Consider the following 16,200-nt stretch of genomic DNA (forward strand, 5'->3'; position numbering starts at 1 on the left):
GCCGCACCAGCGGCAGGAACGCCTGTCCGGTTGTGTGGTGGTGGGTCTGACGCTCGCGGGTTTCCTGCCGCGTCGGCGGCAGGAACGCCTGTCCGGTCGGGGCGTGGGTCAGACGCTCGCGGTGCCGCGACGCAGGCGCGTGGGGGCCCAGGTGGGCGTGCGCAGCGGGTCGAACGGGGTCAGCGCGGTCGGCACCCGGCCCGTGGTGATCTGCTCGGCGAGCAGCTGACCGGTGGCAGGGCCGAGGGTGATGCCCCACATGCCGTGGCCGCCGGCGACGAAGACCCGCTCCGAGCTCGTCCGGCCGATGAGCGGCAGACCGTCCGCGGTGACCGGGCGGGACCCGACCCACTCGTCCTGACGGTGGTCCAGGTCCACGCCGCGGAGCAGCCTGCGCGCCGGGTCGACGAGCGCCTTGATGCGGCGGGGGTCCAGCGCCGCGTCGGGGCGGCGGAACTCCATCATCCCGGCCACCCGCAGGCGGTCCCCGAGCGGCGTCAGCGCGAGGCGCGCGACCGGGAAGTAGATCGGGCTGGCGGGCATGTGCTCGGTCTCGACGCTGAAGGAGTAGCCGCGCCCGGCCTGGACGACGTGCCGCACGCCGAACGGGGAGACCAGGTCACCCAGCCAGGCCCCGGTGGCCACGACGACTGCGTCGTAGGTCCCTCCGCCGGCACCGCTGGTCTCAACCCGCACCCCGGCGCTGCCCAGGTCGTCCAGCTGCAGCACCTCGGTGCCGGTGACGATCTCGGTGCCCTGGGCGCGGACCGCGGCGGCGAGGGACTCGACATACCTCACGGGGTTGATGTAGCGCTGCCCGTGGATGACGATCGCGGCCTGCACCGCGTCGGAGAGGGCGGGCTCGCGCCGACGGGCCTCGTCGGCGCCGATGAGCTCGTGCTCGACCTTGCCGCCGGCGTGCTCGATGTGCGTGAACTCATCGAGCAGGACCTGCACGTCACCGGCCCGGTCGTAGGCGGCGATGAAGGGGTCCGCGTCGCGGACCGGCTCGTCGACACCGTGCGCACCGAGGTGGTCGAAGGCGGCGAGCGAGAGGTCGTTGATCGGGATGAGGGACTGCATCGCCCGCTCCCACCGGCTGTTGGTGCTGTGGCGCACGAAGCCGGCGGCGAAGCGCACCAGGCGCGGGTCGGCGCTCGGCGGCACGTAGACGGGGGAGTTGGGCGAGACGAGCGCCTTGATGCCGTAGCGCAGCACCGCCGGCTCCGGCAGCGGCGTCGCGATCGCCGGGGTCAGCCACCCCGCGTTGCCCCACGAGGCGCCCGCAGCCACGCCCTCACGGTCGAGGACGGTGACTTCGACGCCTCGCTCGCGGAGGAACCAGGCCGTCGCCAGCCCGACCATCCCCGCACCGACCACCGCGACCCTGCGCGCACCGCCTACCACCACGACCTCCTCGTCGAACCACGTGTGCGCGGCCATCGTCTCACCCGCGTGGGGCGTCACTGAGCCGGGGGCAGGGCAAGGTCCGGTATGCCGCGCGCGCCTGGCGTAGCCCCGCGATGGCTGACGGCGGAGGTGAGAGACGAGGTGGTCCGGCGGTGCGGAACGGTCGTCGGCCAGGTCCGTCACGGGCGGCCCTGGCCGACGACCGCGCCACCCCCTCCGGGGCGGCGCCGCGGCAGCGACCCCTGCTGCGCGGCGCGCCCGTGCCGGCGGCCCCCGAGCCGCCGGTGCCAGGAACGGTGTCGCGATGACTCAGAGCCCGCGCGGGAGCCGCAGATACATCCTCATCGGAGGGCACACGGTGCTGCAGCCTCCTGCCGACGGACGGTGATGTCGCAAACCCGCCAGCGAGCCGGGGCCGGCCCTCGCAGACTTCTGCCCGTGATGATCCTGCGTGAGTCCTGGCGCTCCCTGCGCTCCTTGCCCTCCGACGTCCGCCTCGTCCTGGTCGCCGCCGGCGTCAACCAGCTCGGGGCGGTCCTGGAGGGCTTCCTCCTCGTCTACCTGGTCCACGCCGGGCTGCCGGCGCGCGACGCCGCCCTGGCGGTGGGCGGGTTCGCCGTGGGCACCCTGCTCGGGGCTCCCGTCGGAGCGGCGGCGACGTCCCGCCTCGGGCCGAGGACGGCGATGGCCGGCGCGCTGGGGACGACCGGAGTGCTCATCGCGACCGTCCCGCTGGCCGCCTCGACGGCGTCGGTGCTCCTGGTGGCCGCGCTCGCCCTGGTGGTCGGCGTGTCCACGCAGGCGTTCCGTCCCGCCTCCTCGGAGGCGCTCAGCCGCGCGGCCGACGAGGACAGCTCGGTCTTCGTCTTCTCCGCCTTCCGCGTCGCGATGAACGCCGGCGCACTGGTCGCGCCCGTGCTGGCCGCGGCGGCGATCGCCGCTGACCGGTGGGTGCTGCTCTTCGTGCTGGACGGCGTCACCTCCCTCCTCGCGGCCGGCGTCGTCGCCCGCACCTCCGCGGGCCGCAGTGCCGGCGCCGCGCCCGCCCCGGAGAGGGCGACGGCCGGCGGCAGGTGGTCGACGCTGCTCACCCGCCGGCGCGTGCTCTACGCCGTGGCCATGCTGACCAGCGGGGTGGTCTACGCGCAGACCTTCTCCACGCTGCCGCTGCAGCTGTCCGCGGTCGGGCACGGCCCGTCCCTGTATGCCGCGATCCTGAGCCTGGGCGCCGTCACCCTGGTCGTCCTCGAGCTCCCGGTCACCACCGCGACGCGCAGCTGGCCGGTGCCGGCCGCCGTGCTGGTCGGCACCGTGGTCTTCGGCCTCAGCTTCGCCCTCTACGGCCTCGCTCCGCACGTCGCCGCGCTGGTGCTGCTGTCGGCCGTGCTGGCGGTCGCGGGCACCACCGTCAGCGCGCCGCGGCTCTGGTCCTTCCCGTCCGGTGAGCCCGAGGCCCTGCGACCCGCGATGTTCGCCGTCTCGCAGGCGGCGTTCGGGGTGGGTATGGCGCTCGGGCCGGTCGTCGGGGTGAGCGCGTGGCGGGCGGTCGGCGAGGGCTGGTGGGCGGCGGTGGCCCTGGTCGGCGTGGTCTCCGCGCTTGCCGGTGCCTACGGGACCAGCGTCGCGCCGGTGCGCCAGGGGGCGTGACCCGCCGCCGTCAGCCGCGCAGCTCGTGCCAGGCCACGCCGGCCTCGAGGAGGAGCTCGCGCAGCAGCGGCAGGCTCACCCCGACGACCGCGTGGTAGTCACCCTCGACGGAGGTGACGTAGGGCCCGCCGAGGCCGTCGACGGTGAAGGCCCCCGCCACGTGCAGCGGCTCCCCGGTCGCGACGTAGGCCGCGATCTCCTCGTCGGACAGGTCGGCGAAGTGCACCACCGTGGACGCGGTCGCGCCCAGCGTCGCACCGCTGCCGTCCTCGCGGTTGTCGACGACCCAGTGCCCGGTATGCAGCGTGCCGCTCCGCCCGCGCATGCGCAGCCAGCGCTCCGCGGCCTGGGTCGCGTCCCCAGGCTTGCCGTGGATCTGGCCGTCGAGCTCAAGCACCGAGTCGCACCCCAGGACGAGCGCGTCGGGGTCCTCATCGCTCACCACCGCCTCGCACTTGACCCGGGCGAGGGTCAGCGCGACGTCGGCGGGGGCGAGCACGCCATACCTCTCCTGGGCCCGGGCGAGCGCGGCGTCCTCGTCGACGCCGGAGACGACGACCTCGGGCTCGACCCCGGCCGAGCGCAGGGTGGACAGGCGGGCGGGGGAGGCCGAGGCCAGCACGAAGGGGATCACGGGCGCCAGGGTATGCCGTCGCGCGCGGTGGTCGCGGCCCACTCGTCCTGGGTGAGCGCGTGGAAGAGGTGGGCGACGAGCTCGGGGTAGGCGTCGGCGTCCACGCGCGGGTGGTCGAAGTCGCGCGTCGGGTCCGGCCGCAGCCCGATCTTCTCCATGACGCGCAGCGACGCGGTGTTGCCCCTCGCGGTGAAGGAGACGATCTCGGGGAGACCGACCTGCTCGAAGCCGAACCGGAGCGCGGCGCGGGCGGCCTCCGGCGCATACCCCCGGCCCCAGGCGTGGGCGGCCAGGCGCCAGCCCACCTCCACGCCCGGACCCGAGGGGAGGAAGTCGGCGGGCCAGAGGCCGGTGTAGCCCAGGAACGTGCCGGACTCGCGGTGCTCCAGCGCCCACAGCCCCCAGCCGCGCTCGGCCCAGCAGGCGGCGATGCGGTCGACGAAGGCGTCCGAGCGCTCGCGGGTCAGCGTGCCCTGGAGGTGCCGCGTCACCAGCGGGTCGGCGTTGAGCGCCGCGAAGGGGTCGCGGTCGGCGTCCCGGAAGCCGCGGAGGAGCAGCCGCTCCGTCCGCAGCTCCGGGACCTCGCCCATCGTGCGCAGCGCCGAGGTCAGAGCTCGCCCAGGACCGCGGCGCGCAGGGTGTCCAGCCCCACGCCGCCGATGTCGAGCGCCCGGCGGTGGAAGGCCTTGAGGTCGAAATCCTCGCCCTCCCGACGCCTGGCCTCGTCGCGCAGCTCGAGCCAGAGGCGCTCGCCGATCTTGTAGGCGGGCGCCTGGCCCGGCCAGCCGAGGTAGCGGTCCAGCTCGAAGCGGACGAAGCCCTCGTCCATGTTCACGTGGTTGTTGAGGAACTCCCAGGCCTTGTCGTAGGTCCACTCACCGCCACCGACCTCCTCCGGCGCCTCGAAGCCGCAGTGGACACCGATGTCGATGACGACGCGGGCGGCGCGCAGCGACTGCCCGTCCAGCAGGCCCATCCGGTTGCCCGGGTCGTCCATGTAGCCCAGGTCCGCCATGAGCCACTCGCTGTAGAGGGCCCAGCCCTCGCCGTGGCCGGAGGTCCAGGAGGCCAGGCGACGCCACCGGTTGAGCAGCTCGGAGCGGTAGACCGTCTGCCCGATCTGCAGGTGGTGCCCGGGCACACCCTCGTGGTAGACGGTCGTCAGCTCGCGCCAGGTCGAGAACGTCGTCACGCCCTTGGGGACGGACCACCACATGCGACCCGGGCGGGAGAAGTCCTCCGAGGGGCCGGTGTAGTAGATGCCGCCGGTCTGGCTCGGCGCGATCATGCACTCGATGGTGCGGATCGGCTCCGGGATGTCGAAGTGGGTGTCGGCGAGGTTGGCGACGGCCTCGTCGGCCTTGACCTGCATCCACTCCCTGAGCGCGTCGGTGCCGTCCAGCTGGTAGGCCGGGTCCGCGTCGAGGAGGGCCACAGCCTCCTTGACGGTGGCGCCGGGCCGGATCTGCTCGGCCGTCTCCTCCATCATCCGGGTGATCCGGGCCAGCTCCTCCTGCCCCCAGCGGTAGGTCTCCTCGAGGTCGATCTCGGCGCCGAGGAAGGAGCGGGAGCGCAGGCGGTAGAGCTCCTGGCCGGCGGCGTCGGACTCCGGGGCCTGGGCGGCGAGCTCGTCGAGGAAGGTCGCCAGGGCGCCGAAGGCCGACTTGGCCGAGGTGATCGCGGCGGCCAGCAGGCCGCGGACCTCCTCGGGCTGCCCCTCGGCCTCGGTGGTCAGCGCGTCGAAACTGCTGGCCTCGTCGCCGGCCTGGTCGCGGCACTGCTCGGCGACGGCGGTCACCTGGCGACGCGGCACGACCTGGCCGCGCTCGGCGGACCAGGTGAGGGCGTCGGCATACTGCTGGAGCGCGGCGGGGACGGCGTCGAGGCGGGCGGCGATGGTGCGCCAGTGCTCCTCGGTGTCCTTGGCCATGATGTCGAAGACGTCCCGCACCGCCTGCGGCGCGGACGCGATGACGTTGAGGTCGACGGGGGCGCGGCCCTCGAGGACGAGGTCGAGCTGCTCGACCTCGAGGCCGAGGCGCTCGCGCAGCGCGGCAGCGGTCACCTTGTCGACGTCGTCGACGGCCTCGGTGCGGGCCAGCTCCTCGAGCGTGGCGGCGGCCTGGTCACGGTGGGCGCGCAGCCCCTCGATCGACAGGTCGTCCAGCTTGTCGTCCTGGCCGGGGACGCCGAGGTAGGTCGCCTCCAGCGGGCTGAGCGCCACCATGGCGTCCAGGTGGGCCTCGGCGAGGCGGTCGATGTCGGTCTGCGGGCGGCTCTGCTCGGTCACCGTGGCAACCTACCCCGCGGTCGCGTCGAGGTCGAACGGGTATGGCGCTCCCGCGCCCGTCGCCGGGGAGCGCAGGGCCGCAGCGTCGCGGCTCTGTAGGGTGGGTCGGTGACCCCGCACGTCCGCTCCGTGAACCTCGCCCGGCCCAAGCCGGAACCGGGCGGCAAGGGCTATCGGACCGGGATCGACAAGCGGCCCGTGGGGTCGATCGAGGTGTTCGAGCCGGGACCGAGGTATGGCGACGGGCCGGGGGTCGTGGGCGACCATGTCGGGGACGTCGACCACCACGGAGGGGCGCACAAGGCGGTCTACGCCTTCGCGCGGGAGGAGCTCGACCGGTGGGAGGCCGAGCTGCAGCGCGGCCTGCCTGACGGCGGCTTCGGGGAGAACCTCACGACCGAGGGCATCGACCTCGAGGCGTTGCTGATCAACCAGCGGCTGCGGGTGGGGGAGGAGGTCGTGCTGGAGGTCTCGGTGCCACGCACTCCCTGCGCGACGTTCGCGGGGCACATGGGTGAGAAGGGCTGGGTCCGAAGATTTGCCGAGCGAGGCCGGTGCGGGGTCTATCTCCGTGTGGCGGTGCCCGGCACGGTGCACTCCGGGGACACCCTGGAGCTCCTCGAACCGCCCGCTCACGACGTGGACATGCTGACCGCCTTTGCGGCGGCGATGGGTGACGACGAGGCAGCCAGGCGGGTCGTCGACGCCCGCTGCCTGCCGACGATGTACCACGAGCGGCTGGTCCGCCGGCTCACCGCCCGGCCCTGAGCGGAGGGGGCGCGAGGGGCAGGCGGGGCAGAAGCGTCGCGCACCGTCCCGTGAGAGACCGTCACGTGGAAGTCGGAGACGGTCCCGAGAATCGCGTGACGATCTTCACGGGACGGGCTCTGGCCTGCCCGCGACCGGTGCGGAGCGCGCTCCCGGTCGGGTGTCAGCGGGGCAGCGCGGAGGCTCGCCAGCCGCCGGGCCCGACGGCCGGGCGGGGGCGGGCGAAGCGCGAGCGGGCGGTCCACAGGGTGCGCCGTGAGCCAGCCGAGCCGTCGCCCGCGCTGCCGGCGCTCCCGCCCGAGGCGGCGGTGAGCACCACGGTCAGGGCCGCGAGCTGCTCGGGGGTCGGGTTGCCGCGCTCGATCCGGATCACCGGCGGCTCCGGCTGCGCCACGTCGCCCGTGGTCTCCTCGGTGCTCACAGCGGGATGTTCCCGTGCTTGCGGGGAGCCCGGTTGGAGCGCTTGGACCGCAGGTGGCGCAGCGCGCGGGCGACCTCGACGCGGGTGTGCGACGGCTCGATGACGGCGTCGACGTAGCCGCGCTCGGCGGCGATGTAGGGGTTGGCCAGGGTGTTCTCGTACTCCTGGATGCGGCGCGCGCGCTCGGCCTCCACATCACCGCCCTCCGCGGCGACGGCCGCGAGCTCGCGGCGGTAGAGGATGTTGGCCGCACCCTGGGCGCCCATCACCGCGATCTGCGCCGTGGGCCAGGCGAGGTTGATGTCGGCCCCGAGGTGCTTGGAGCCCATGACGTCGTAGGCGCCGCCGTAGGCCTTGCGGGTGATGATCGTCACGAGCGGCACGGTGGCCTCGGCGTAGGCGTAGAGCAGCTTGGCCCCGCGCCGGATGATGCCGCCGAACTCCTGGTCGGTGCCCGGCAGGAAGCCCGGGACGTCCACGAAGGTCAGGATCGGGATGTTGAACGCGTCGCAGGTCCGCACGAAGCGCGCGGCCTTCTCCGAGGCGTCGATGTCGAGCGTGCCCGCGAGCTGCATCGGCTGGTTGGCGACGATGCCCACCGAGCGCCCCTCGACGCGGCCGTAGCCGACGACGATGTTGGGCGCGAACAGCGGCTGGACCTCCAGGAAGTCACCGTCGTCCAGCACGGCGCGGACCGCCTCGGTGATGTCGTAGGGCACGTTGGCCGAGTCGGGGATGAGGGTGTTGAGCGCCTCGTCGTCGGCGGTGACCTCCTCGTCCGGCTCCACGTCGTAGGCGGGCGGGTCCTCGAGGTTGTTCTGCGGCAGGTAGCTCAGCAGCTCCTTGACGTACTCGATCGCGTCGTCCTCGTCGCTGCCCATGTAGTGCGCCACGCCCGAGGTGGTGTTGTGCGTCCGCGCGCCACCGAGCTCCTCGAAGGTGACGTCCTCCCCGGTCACGGTCTTGATGACGTCGGGGCCCGTGATGAACATGTGCGACGTCTGGTCGACCATCACGACGAAGTCGGTGATCGCGGGGGAGTAGACGGCCCCGCCCGCGCACGGGCCCATGACCAGCGAGATCTGCGGGATCACGCCGGAGGCGTGCACGTTGCGCTTGAAGATCTCGGCGTAGAGCCCGAGCGCGACCACGCCCTCCTGGATCCGGGCGCCGCCGGAGTCGTTGATCCCGACGACCGGGCAGCCGATCTTCATCGCCAGGTCCATGACCTTGACGATCTTCTCGCCGAAGACCTCGCCGAGCGACCCGCCGAACACCGTGAAGTCCTGGGCGAAGACCGCCACCGGCCGCCCGTCGACCGTGCCGTAGCCGGTGACGACGCCGTCACCGTAGGGCCGGTTGCGCTCCTGCCCGAACGCGGTGGAACGGTGCCGCGCGAGCGCGTCCAGCTCGGTGAACGACCCCTCGTCCAGGAGCGCCTCGATGCGCTCGCGCGCGGTCTTCTTGCCCTTGGCGTGCTGCTTCTCGACAGCCTTCGCCGACCCGGCGTGGACGGCCTCGTCGATGCGGGCCCGGTGGTCGGCCAGACGGCCCGCGGTGGTCTGCAGGTCGGGCCCCGCCGCAGTCGGCGCAGCGGTCACCTCATCGGCGTTGACGGTGTCGGTCATGGGGGACAACTTAGCCTTGTCGGCATGAATTCGTTGCGCTGGGCCTCGCCCGAGCACCACGAGTCCGTGGGCTCGACCAACGTCGAGGCGCTGGCCGGTCCGCGCCCCGGGCGCGTGGTCGTGGCCGACCACCAGTCCGCGGGCCAGGGCCGCCTCGGACGCACCTGGGAGTCCCCTCCCCGCACCGGTATGGCGATCAGCGCGGTGGTCCCCGCCCTCCCCTCCGCGACGCTCGGCTGGCTGCCCCTCGCGGCCGGTCTCGCGCTCGCGTTGGCGCTCGAGGAGAGCCGCTGGCCGGTGAGCGCCAGCCTGAAGTGGCCCAACGACGTCCTCGTCCCGCTGCGCGACGGGGGCTCGGCGGTGCTGGAGGCCGACGGAGTGCGCTGGGGGAAGGTGGCCGGCGTCCTGTGCCAGGTGGCGACGAACGGGTCGATCGTCGTCGGCACGGGCGTCAACGTCGACCACACCCCCGACCAGCTCCCGGTCCCCACCGCCACCTCCTGGCGGCTCGCCCGGGCGCAGGGCACCCCGGCCCCCCTGCCGGCGGGCGCGCGGGAGGAGCTGCTCACGGCATACCTCTCCCACCTCGCCGACGCCCACGGCCGGCTGGCCGAGGGCGAGGTGGCGGCGGTCCGCGGCGCCTATCTGCAGCGCTGCCTGACCCTCGGACGGCCGGTGCGCCTGCACCTGCCGACGGGCGGCACCCTCGAGGGCACGGCGGTGGACCTCGACGCCGACGGCGCTCTCGTGCTCGAGGACGCACGCGGGCGGACCGTCCACCGCGCCGGTGACGTGGAGCACGTCCGGCACCAGTAGCCTGGCTCGTCATGGACGCACCGACGATGCTGCAGCTCACCTGCCACGGCGACGCCGGCCACGTGGTGGAGGTCGCCCTCGACCGGCCCTCGGCGATGAACGCCATCAGCACCGCCTTCGCCGAGGAGATCACCGCCACCACCGCGCGGCTCGCGGCCGACCCCTCGGTCCGCGCCGTCGTCATCACGAGCACGCACGAGCGCGCCTTCTGCGTGGGCGCCGACCTCAAGGAGCGCAACGGCTTCACCGACGCGCAGATGATGGACCACCGGCTCGTGTCCAAGCTGGCCTACCGCGGCGTGCTCGACCTGCCCGTTCCCGCGGTCGCCGCGGTGGAGGGCTTCGCCCTCGGAGGAGGTATGGAGATCGCGCTCAGCTGCGACCTGATCGTCGCGGGGGAGGGGGCCACGGTGGCCCTGCCCGAGGTGGGCGTCGGCGTGATCCCCGGTGGTGGCGGCACCCAGCTGCTCACCCGGCGGGTCGGGTGGTCGCGGGCGGCGTCGATGATCTTCACCGCCCGCCGCCTGACGGCGGCCGAGGGCGGTGCGCTGGGGGTGCTCGACGAGGTGGTGCCCGCCGGGACGGCACGCGACCGCGCGCTGGAGATCGCCGCGCAGATCGCCGCGAACTCGCCGGTCGCCGTCCGCAACGCCAAGAAGGCGATGCGGCTGGGCATGGGCGCCGACCTCGCGGCCGGCCTGGAGATCGAGGACGGCTGCTGGCGGGCGACCGCCTTCAGCGGTGACCGCAAGGAGGGCGTGGCCGCGTTCGCGGAGAAGCGCACCCCGGAGTGGCCGGGCCACTGAGAGGACGACCGAGATGACCAAGGTCCTGCTCGCCGAGGACGACGCGGCGATCTCCGAGCCGCTCGCGCGCGCCCTGCGCAGGGAGGGCTACGAGGTCCTCCTCGCCGCCGACGGGCGCGCGGCGCTGGCCGAGGCGACGCGCCAACCGGCTCCCGACCTCCTCATCCTCGACCTGGGCCTGCCGCTCCTCGACGGTCTCGACGTCTGCCGGGCGCTGCGGGAGGCCGGCGTGCTCGTGCCGGTGCTCATGCTCACCGCCCGCACCGACGAGATCGACACGGTGGTCGGGCTGGACGCCGGCGCCGACGACTACGTCGCCAAGCCGTTCCGGCTGGGGGAGCTGCTGGCGCGCGTCCGGGCCCTGCTGCGGCGCGGTCCGGAGCCGTCGCGGTCCGCCTCCGGCGCCCAGGGTGGCGCGCTCCAGATGGACGTGCGTGCGCGCCGGGTCTTCCTGCACGACAAGGAGATCCGCCTGACCACCAAGGAGTTCGAGCTGCTGCGCGTGCTGATGCGTGAGGAGGGACGGGTCGTCTCGCGCGAGGTGCTGATGCGCGAGGTGTGGGACAGCTGGTTCGGGTCGACCAAGACCCTGGACATGCACGTCTCGGTCCTGCGCCGCAAGATCGGCGACGACGCGACGGACCCGAGCCACATCGTCACGGTCCGCGGGGTGGGCTTCCGCTTCCAGAACGCTCCCCAGGGCTGAGCCGTGCGGGCCGTCTTCCGCGAGCTCGCGCTCCGGGTGGCGCTCGTGGGTCTCGGCACGGCGCTGGTCGTGGCGGGCGTCGTGGCGTGGCTGCTGGCCCAGGCCCGCAGGGCGACCTGGCTGGCCGACGGGGGCCACCTGCCCGTGTGGCTGGCGGCACTGGCGGCGGCGGTCGGCGCCGCGGTGGTGGTGCTCGCGACGCTGGGTATGGCGCGCTCGATGGCTGATCGGGCGGCCGAGACGGTGGCCGCGCCGCTGCGCCGCCTCGCCCACCGCACCGACGAGATGGCCTCGGGCGGCTTCGCCCTGGACCCGCAGACCCGGCCCGGGCGGCTGGTGGATCCGGAGCCCTGGCAGGGCGGCCTGCGCGAGATCGACGCGGTGGCGCGCGAGGTCGACCGGCACCACGGCACCTTCGCCCGGATGCTGGTCTCGGAGCGGTCGTTCGCGGCCGACGCCTCGCACCAGCTGCGGACGCCCCTGGCCGCGCTGCTGCTGCGCCTGGAGGAGGTGGCCCAGGCCGACGACGTGGCCGTGGCCCGCACCGAGGCGGAGATCGCGATCGGCCAGGTCGAGCGGCTCACCGGCGTCGTCGACGAGCTGCTGCGCCGCACCCGGGCCGGTCACGCCAGCGGCGGGGGCCTGACGGCGGTCGACGTGGTGCTCGCCGGCCTGGACGAGGAGTGGGGGCCGGCCTTCGCCGAGGCGGGACGCAGCGTCGGGCTCACCTGCGAGCGCGGCGTCATCGTCGAGAGCAGCCCGTCCGTGGTCTCGCAGGTGCTCAACGCCCTCCTGGAGAACGCCCTCGTCCACGGCGGCGGCGCGGTGCGGCTGCACGTGGGCCGCTCCGGCCCCTCCGCGGTGTTCTCCGTGGCCGACGAGGGGTCGGGCATCGCGGAGGAGATGGCGAGGGCGGTCTTCGAGCGTGCCGTGACGACGGGGGCCGGCACCGGGCTGGGACTGGCCGTGGCCCGTGAATCGGCCGAGTCCGTGGGCGGTCGGCTGGAGCTGACCAGCACGACGCCCACGGTCTTCTCGCTCTACCTGCCGCTGGCCGACACACCCTGAGGTGCGGCGGGGCCCGCGTCCCCCTCGCCGACGGCGCGGTCCGTGACCTCCAGCTCCTCGGCCTCCAGCTCCCCCCGGAAGACGAAGGAGCGGTAGGCCCAGAAGCGGAACAGCGTCCCCAGCACCAGGCCCACGCCGTTGCCCGACACGTTGTCGGCCAGCTGGCTGTCCAGGCCCAGCACGTAGCGCGAGAAGGCGAGGCACGCGAGCGCGATGGCCAGACCCAGCACGTTGAAGACGACGAACAGCGCGAACTCGTGGGCAACGGCCTGGCTGCGGCGGTGCCGGAAGGTCCACAGCCGGTTGCCCAGCCACGAGAACACCGTGGCCACGGCCGTCGCGATGACCTTCGCCGTCAGGGGGTGGGCGTGCAGCACCCCCTGCTCGCCGCCGGGCAGGCCGAAGGCGAGCAGGTTGTAGATGGCGGCGTCCACGACGAACGCCAGGGCCCCGATGGTGCCGAACTTCGCCACCTCGCGCGCCAGGATGTCGTACGCGTTCCGCAACCGGGTGAGCAGGGAGGGGCGGTCGGGGGTCACCGGAGGAGTCTACGGGCCGGGGCTGGGTAGGGTCTGTGCGTGACATCTGCGCCCCAGCCCCCCACGCACCACCACCGTCCCCGCCGTGCCGAGGGCGGATTCCCCGTCGTCGGCATCGTCGGCGGCGGCCAGCTCGCCCGGATGTGCCAGCCTCCGGCCGTGGCCCTGTCGCTGACCGTCTCGGTGCTCGCCGAGTCGGAGTCGGCGAGCGCGGCCCTCGTGGTCCCGCACAGCCCGGTCGGCCACCACACCGACCTGGACGCGCTGCGGGCCTGGGCGCAGCACTGCGACGTCGTGACCTTCGACCACGAGCACGTGCCGCAGGAGGTGCTGGCGGCGCTCGCGGCGGACGGGGTCGAGCTGCACCCCAGCCCTGACGCCCTCGTCTACGCCCAGGACAAGCTCGCCATGCGCGAGCGGCTCACCGCGCTCGGCCTGCCCTGCCCGCGGTGGACCCGCGCCCGCACCGCCGAGGAGGTGGAGGCGTTCGCCGCCGAGGTCGGCTGGCCGTTGGTCGTCAAGGCCCCGCGCGGCGGCTACGACGGCAAGGGGGTCCAGGTATGCCGTGAGCCGGCCGAGGTGGAGCCGTGGCTCTCGGGCGTGGGCGAGGGTGGCCTGGCCGACGGGCTGCTCCTCGAGGAGGCCGTCGACTTCACCCGCGAGCTGTCGATCATGGTCGGCCGCAGCCCCTCCGGGCAGGCGGCGGCGTGGCCGGTGGTGGAGACCGTCCAGGAGGGCGGGATCAACACCGAGGTGCTGGCCCCCGCGCCCGGCCTCGACCCCGACCTGGCGACCTCGCTCACCGAGGGGGCGCTGCGGATCGCCGGCGAGCTCGGGGTGACGGGCGTGATGGCCGTCGAGGTCTTCGAGGTGACCCGGGTGGGCCCCGACGGGGGGACGCGCGCGGCATACCTCGTCAACGAGCTGGCCATGCGCCCGCACAACAGCGGGCACTGGACCATCGACGGCTCGGTGACCAGCCAGTTCGAGCAGCACCTGCGCGCTGTGCTCGACCTGCCGCTGGGCGACCCGTCGGCCCGCGATGCCTGGACCGCGTCGGCGAACGTGCTGGGCGGCGACTACGCCGAGCTGTACGGCACCTACAAGCACCTGATGGCCCGGGACCCTGGCCTGAAGATCCACCTCTACGGCAAGGGCGTGCGCCCGGGCCGCAAGCTCGGCCACGTCACCGTCTACGGAGGGCGCAGCGGCGACCTGCATTCCCTGGAGGCGCTGCGCGAGCGCGCGCGGCACGCCGCCGACTACCTGCAAGGAGTGGTGACCGAATGAGCGAGCACGCAGCGACCCAGCCCCTCGTCGGCCTGGTGATGGGCTCCGACAGCGACTGGCCGGTGATGGAGCTCGCGGCCCAGGCGCTGGAGGAGTTCGGCGTCCCCTACGAGGCGGACGTCGTCTCGGCGCACCGGATGCCGACCGAGATGATCGCCTACGGGCAGGGAGCGGCCGACCGCGGCCTGCGGGTGATCATCGCCGGCGCGGGCGGCGCGGCCCACCTGCCGGGCATGCTCGCGTCGGTGACCGTGCTGCCGGTGATCGGCGTCCCCGTGCCGCTCAAGCACCTCGACGGCATGGACAGCCTGCTCTCGATCGTGCAGATGCCCGCCGGCATCCCCGTCGCGACGGTGTCCGTCGCCGGCGCCCGCAACGCGGGGCTGCTGGCGGTGCGGATGCTGGCGGCGGGCGAGGGCGAGCTGGCTGCGCGGCTGCGGGGCGAGCTGGCGACCTTCGCCACGGACCTGCGCGACCAGGCCCACGCCAAGGGCGCTCGGCTGCGCGAGCGGCGCCAGGGCTGACCGACGCCCCTCCGGCGGGTCGGCCGGTCCGTCGGGCACTACTGTCGTGCCCATGCGCTTCGGAATGTTCGTGCCCCAGGGCTGGCGGTTGGACCTCGTCGGCATCGCGCCCGAGAAGCACTGGGGCGTCATGCTCGACCTCGCCCAGCGCCTCGACGCCGAGGAGGCCTGGGAGTCGCTGTGGGTCTACGACCACTTCCACACCAGCCCCGGCCCCACGGACGAGGCCACCCACGAGGCGTGGACGCTCATGGCGGCCTTCGCGGCCACGACGGGCCGGGTCCGGCTGGGCCAGATGTGCACGTGCATCAGCTACCGCGAGCCGACCTACCTCGCCAAGGTGGCGGCGACCGTCGACGTGATCTCCGGCGGCCGGGTCGAGATGGGCATCGGCGCCGGGTGGTACGAGCACGAGTGGCGCGCCTACGGCTACGGCTTCCCGACTGCGGGGGAGCGGCTGGCCCGGCTCCGCGAGGGGGTCGACATCTTCCGGCAGATGTGGACCACCGGCAGCGCCACCCTGGAGGGCGAGCACTACCGGGTCGACGGCGCCCTGTGCCACCCCCGGCCACTGCAGGGCACGGCGTTCCCGGGGAGCGAGCGCAACGGCATACCGGTCTGGGTCGCCGGCGGCGGCGAGCGCAAGACGCTGCGGATCGCGGCGGAGTATGCCGACTGCACCAACTTCGACGGCACGCCGGACGTCTTCTCGCACAAGTCGCAGGTGCTGGCCGGGCATTGCGCGGACCTGGGACGCGACCCCGCCTCGATCACCCGGTCCGCCAACTACAACGTGGTCATCGGTCGGGACGAGGCGGAGGTGGAGGACCGGCTGGCCCTCGTCAAGGACCTCCATGTCCGGGGCGGCATCGCCGAGGAGCGTGCGGAGGCCGCCGTGCGCAACCTCCGCACCCAGCCTGCCGTCGGGACGCCCGAGCAGATCGTGGATATGCTCAGGGACATGGAGGGGCGCGGTATGACGTACGCGATCACCTATTTCGCCGAGGCGGCCTACGACACGTCCGGCATCGAGCTGTTCGAGGACGAGGTCATGCCGGAGCTCGCCGGCCAGGGCTGAGCCTGCCGCGTGGCTGGGCCCCGCGCCTCCCTGCGGCGCGGGGCCCGTCACGGGACCGGTCGGGGTCAGGGCGCGAGGTAGTCGCAGAGCGGCTGGAGGGACTCCGGCCCGTTCGTGGGGACCACCACGATGTCCTCGCCGCCGTCCGCCGGCCAGATGTTGAGCCCGAAGCCCGAGGCCAGCACGACCGTGCCGGCGCCGGGAATGCGGCGGTTGACGATGCCGCGGATGTAGACGGTCGTCGAGCCGTCGTCGTTGAACACCGCGGTCTCCGGGCCCATGGTGATGCCGTCCACGCTCTTGCCGTTGGCGGAGGTGGTGCTGCGGAACTTGAACTGGCGGAACTCGCGGACCGGGTTGCCCTCGTCGTCGGTCCAGGTGGTGACCATGAACTCGCCCCAGACATGGACCTCGACGGGGAAGCCGCACGCCTCCGTGAAGAGGGGGTGCGCCGGGTTCGTGAACTCCAGCGGCTCGATGACGCGGTCGGGCGCGTCGGCGGTGGCCGGGGCGGCCGTGGCCAGGGTGGCGGCGGTGACGAGTGCGGCGGCCAGGGACCGACGGGTGCGCTTCAT

The 16,200-nt window shown here is 73.8% G+C and carries 17 protein-coding genes; 9 read left to right on the forward strand and 8 right to left on the reverse strand.

Translation table 11 applies throughout. The annotated features are described in order from the left end of the window. Positions 1-108 precede the first annotated feature (108 nt). Positions 109-1,443 (reverse strand): NAD(P)/FAD-dependent oxidoreductase, encoded by a 1,335-nt coding sequence (locus IEV65_RS04125; RefSeq protein ID WP_188428303.1) that lies wholly within the window; start codon positions 1,441-1,443, stop codon positions 109-111. Positions 1,444-1,851: 408 nt separating this feature from the next. On the opposite strand from IEV65_RS04125, the gene IEV65_RS04130 reads away from it, so the two are divergent. After that, positions 1,852-3,057 (forward strand): MFS transporter, encoded by a 1,206-nt coding sequence (locus tag IEV65_RS04130; RefSeq protein ID WP_229735056.1) that lies wholly within the window; start codon positions 1,852-1,854, stop codon positions 3,055-3,057. Between the two features lie 10 nt (positions 3,058-3,067). Here IEV65_RS04130 and IEV65_RS04135 read toward each other — a convergent pair whose 3' ends face one another. The 3 genes from IEV65_RS04135 to IEV65_RS04145 are packed head-to-tail and all read right to left on the reverse strand — an operon-like array spanning position 3,068 to position 5,981. After that, the gene (locus IEV65_RS04135; protein ID WP_188428305.1) at positions 3,068-3,691 is read right to left on the reverse strand and encodes a Maf family protein; all 624 of its coding nucleotides are present in this window, start codon (positions 3,689-3,691) and stop codon (positions 3,068-3,070) included. Further along, on the reverse strand, positions 3,688-4,281 hold the full coding sequence (locus IEV65_RS04140) for a GNAT family N-acetyltransferase (protein WP_188428306.1): 594 nt from the start codon (positions 4,279-4,281) through the stop codon (positions 3,688-3,690). The genes IEV65_RS04135 and IEV65_RS04140 overlap by 4 nt, the downstream gene beginning before the upstream one ends. 17 nt (positions 4,282-4,298) lie before the next feature. Next, entirely contained in the window at positions 4,299-5,981 is a 1,683-nt protein-coding gene (locus IEV65_RS04145; protein WP_229734873.1) for a DUF885 domain-containing protein, read from the reverse strand. Between the two features lie 108 nt (positions 5,982-6,089). Here IEV65_RS04145 and IEV65_RS04150 point away from each other — a divergent pair, with 108 nt between their 5' ends. Further along, entirely contained in the window at positions 6,090-6,749 is a 660-nt protein-coding gene (locus tag IEV65_RS04150; RefSeq protein ID WP_229734874.1) for an MOSC domain-containing protein, read from the forward strand. Between the two features lie 163 nt (positions 6,750-6,912). On the opposite strand, the gene IEV65_RS04155 is transcribed toward IEV65_RS04150, so the two are convergent. Both IEV65_RS04155 and IEV65_RS04160 read right to left on the reverse strand, forming a co-directional pair. Further along, positions 6,913-7,170 (reverse strand): acyl-CoA carboxylase subunit epsilon, encoded by a 258-nt coding sequence (locus IEV65_RS04155; protein ID WP_229734875.1) that lies wholly within the window; start codon positions 7,168-7,170, stop codon positions 6,913-6,915. Further along, positions 7,167-8,798 carry an acyl-CoA carboxylase subunit beta gene (locus IEV65_RS04160; protein WP_188428307.1) on the reverse strand — a complete coding sequence of 544 codons (1,632 nt, stop codon included), beginning with the start codon at positions 8,796-8,798 and terminating at the stop codon, positions 7,167-7,169. Before IEV65_RS04160 ends, IEV65_RS04155 begins: the two co-directional genes overlap by 4 nt. A gap of 24 nt (positions 8,799-8,822) precedes the next feature. Here IEV65_RS04160 and IEV65_RS04165 point away from each other — a divergent pair, with 24 nt between their 5' ends. The 4 genes from IEV65_RS04165 to IEV65_RS04180 are packed head-to-tail and all read left to right on the forward strand — an operon-like array spanning position 8,823 to position 12,194. Beyond that, entirely contained in the window at positions 8,823-9,614 is a 792-nt protein-coding gene (locus tag IEV65_RS04165; protein ID WP_188428308.1) for a biotin--[acetyl-CoA-carboxylase] ligase, read from the forward strand. Between the two features lie 11 nt (positions 9,615-9,625). Next, complete coding sequence (locus IEV65_RS04170; protein ID WP_188428309.1) at positions 9,626-10,420, forward strand: enoyl-CoA hydratase/isomerase family protein; 795 nt, start codon at positions 9,626-9,628, stop codon at positions 10,418-10,420. Between the two features lie 13 nt (positions 10,421-10,433). Further along, a complete protein-coding gene (locus IEV65_RS04175) occupies positions 10,434-11,126 on the forward strand; it encodes a response regulator transcription factor (protein WP_188428310.1) in 693 nt (230 codons plus the stop codon). Positions 11,127-11,129: 3 nt separating this feature from the next. Then, entirely contained in the window at positions 11,130-12,194 is a 1,065-nt protein-coding gene (locus IEV65_RS04180; RefSeq protein ID WP_188428311.1) for a sensor histidine kinase, read from the forward strand. On the opposite strand, the gene IEV65_RS04185 is transcribed toward IEV65_RS04180, so the two are convergent. After that, positions 12,167-12,733: a GtrA family protein gene (locus IEV65_RS04185; RefSeq protein ID WP_188428312.1), complete on the reverse strand. Its 567-nt coding sequence runs from the start codon at positions 12,731-12,733 to the stop codon at positions 12,167-12,169. The two genes, IEV65_RS04180 and IEV65_RS04185, sit on opposite strands and share 28 nt — an antisense overlap. A 39-nt stretch (positions 12,734-12,772) precedes the next feature. Here IEV65_RS04185 and IEV65_RS04190 point away from each other — a divergent pair, with 39 nt between their 5' ends. From IEV65_RS04190 to IEV65_RS04200, 3 genes are read left to right on the forward strand one after another with little or no spacing between them, the layout of a single operon-like run. After that, entirely contained in the window at positions 12,773-14,023 is a 1,251-nt protein-coding gene (locus tag IEV65_RS04190; protein WP_188428313.1) for a 5-(carboxyamino)imidazole ribonucleotide synthase, read from the forward strand. Continuing rightward, entirely contained in the window at positions 14,020-14,547 is a 528-nt protein-coding gene (gene purE, locus IEV65_RS04195; protein WP_188428314.1) for a 5-(carboxyamino)imidazole ribonucleotide mutase, read from the forward strand. The genes IEV65_RS04190 and purE overlap by 4 nt, the downstream gene beginning before the upstream one ends. A gap of 52 nt (positions 14,548-14,599) precedes the next feature. Further along, positions 14,600-15,625: an LLM class F420-dependent oxidoreductase gene (locus tag IEV65_RS04200; RefSeq protein ID WP_188428315.1), complete on the forward strand. Its 1,026-nt coding sequence runs from the start codon at positions 14,600-14,602 to the stop codon at positions 15,623-15,625. Positions 15,626-15,690: 65 nt separating this feature from the next. Here the strand turns inward: IEV65_RS04200 and IEV65_RS04205 are convergent, their stop codons facing one another. Next, complete coding sequence (locus IEV65_RS04205; protein WP_188428316.1) at positions 15,691-16,200, reverse strand: hypothetical protein; 510 nt, start codon at positions 16,198-16,200, stop codon at positions 15,691-15,693.

The sequence above is a fragment of the Ornithinimicrobium tianjinense genome (assembly GCF_014636495.1).
Lineage (GTDB): Bacteria > Actinomycetota > Actinomycetes > Actinomycetales > Dermatophilaceae > Ornithinicoccus > Ornithinicoccus tianjinensis.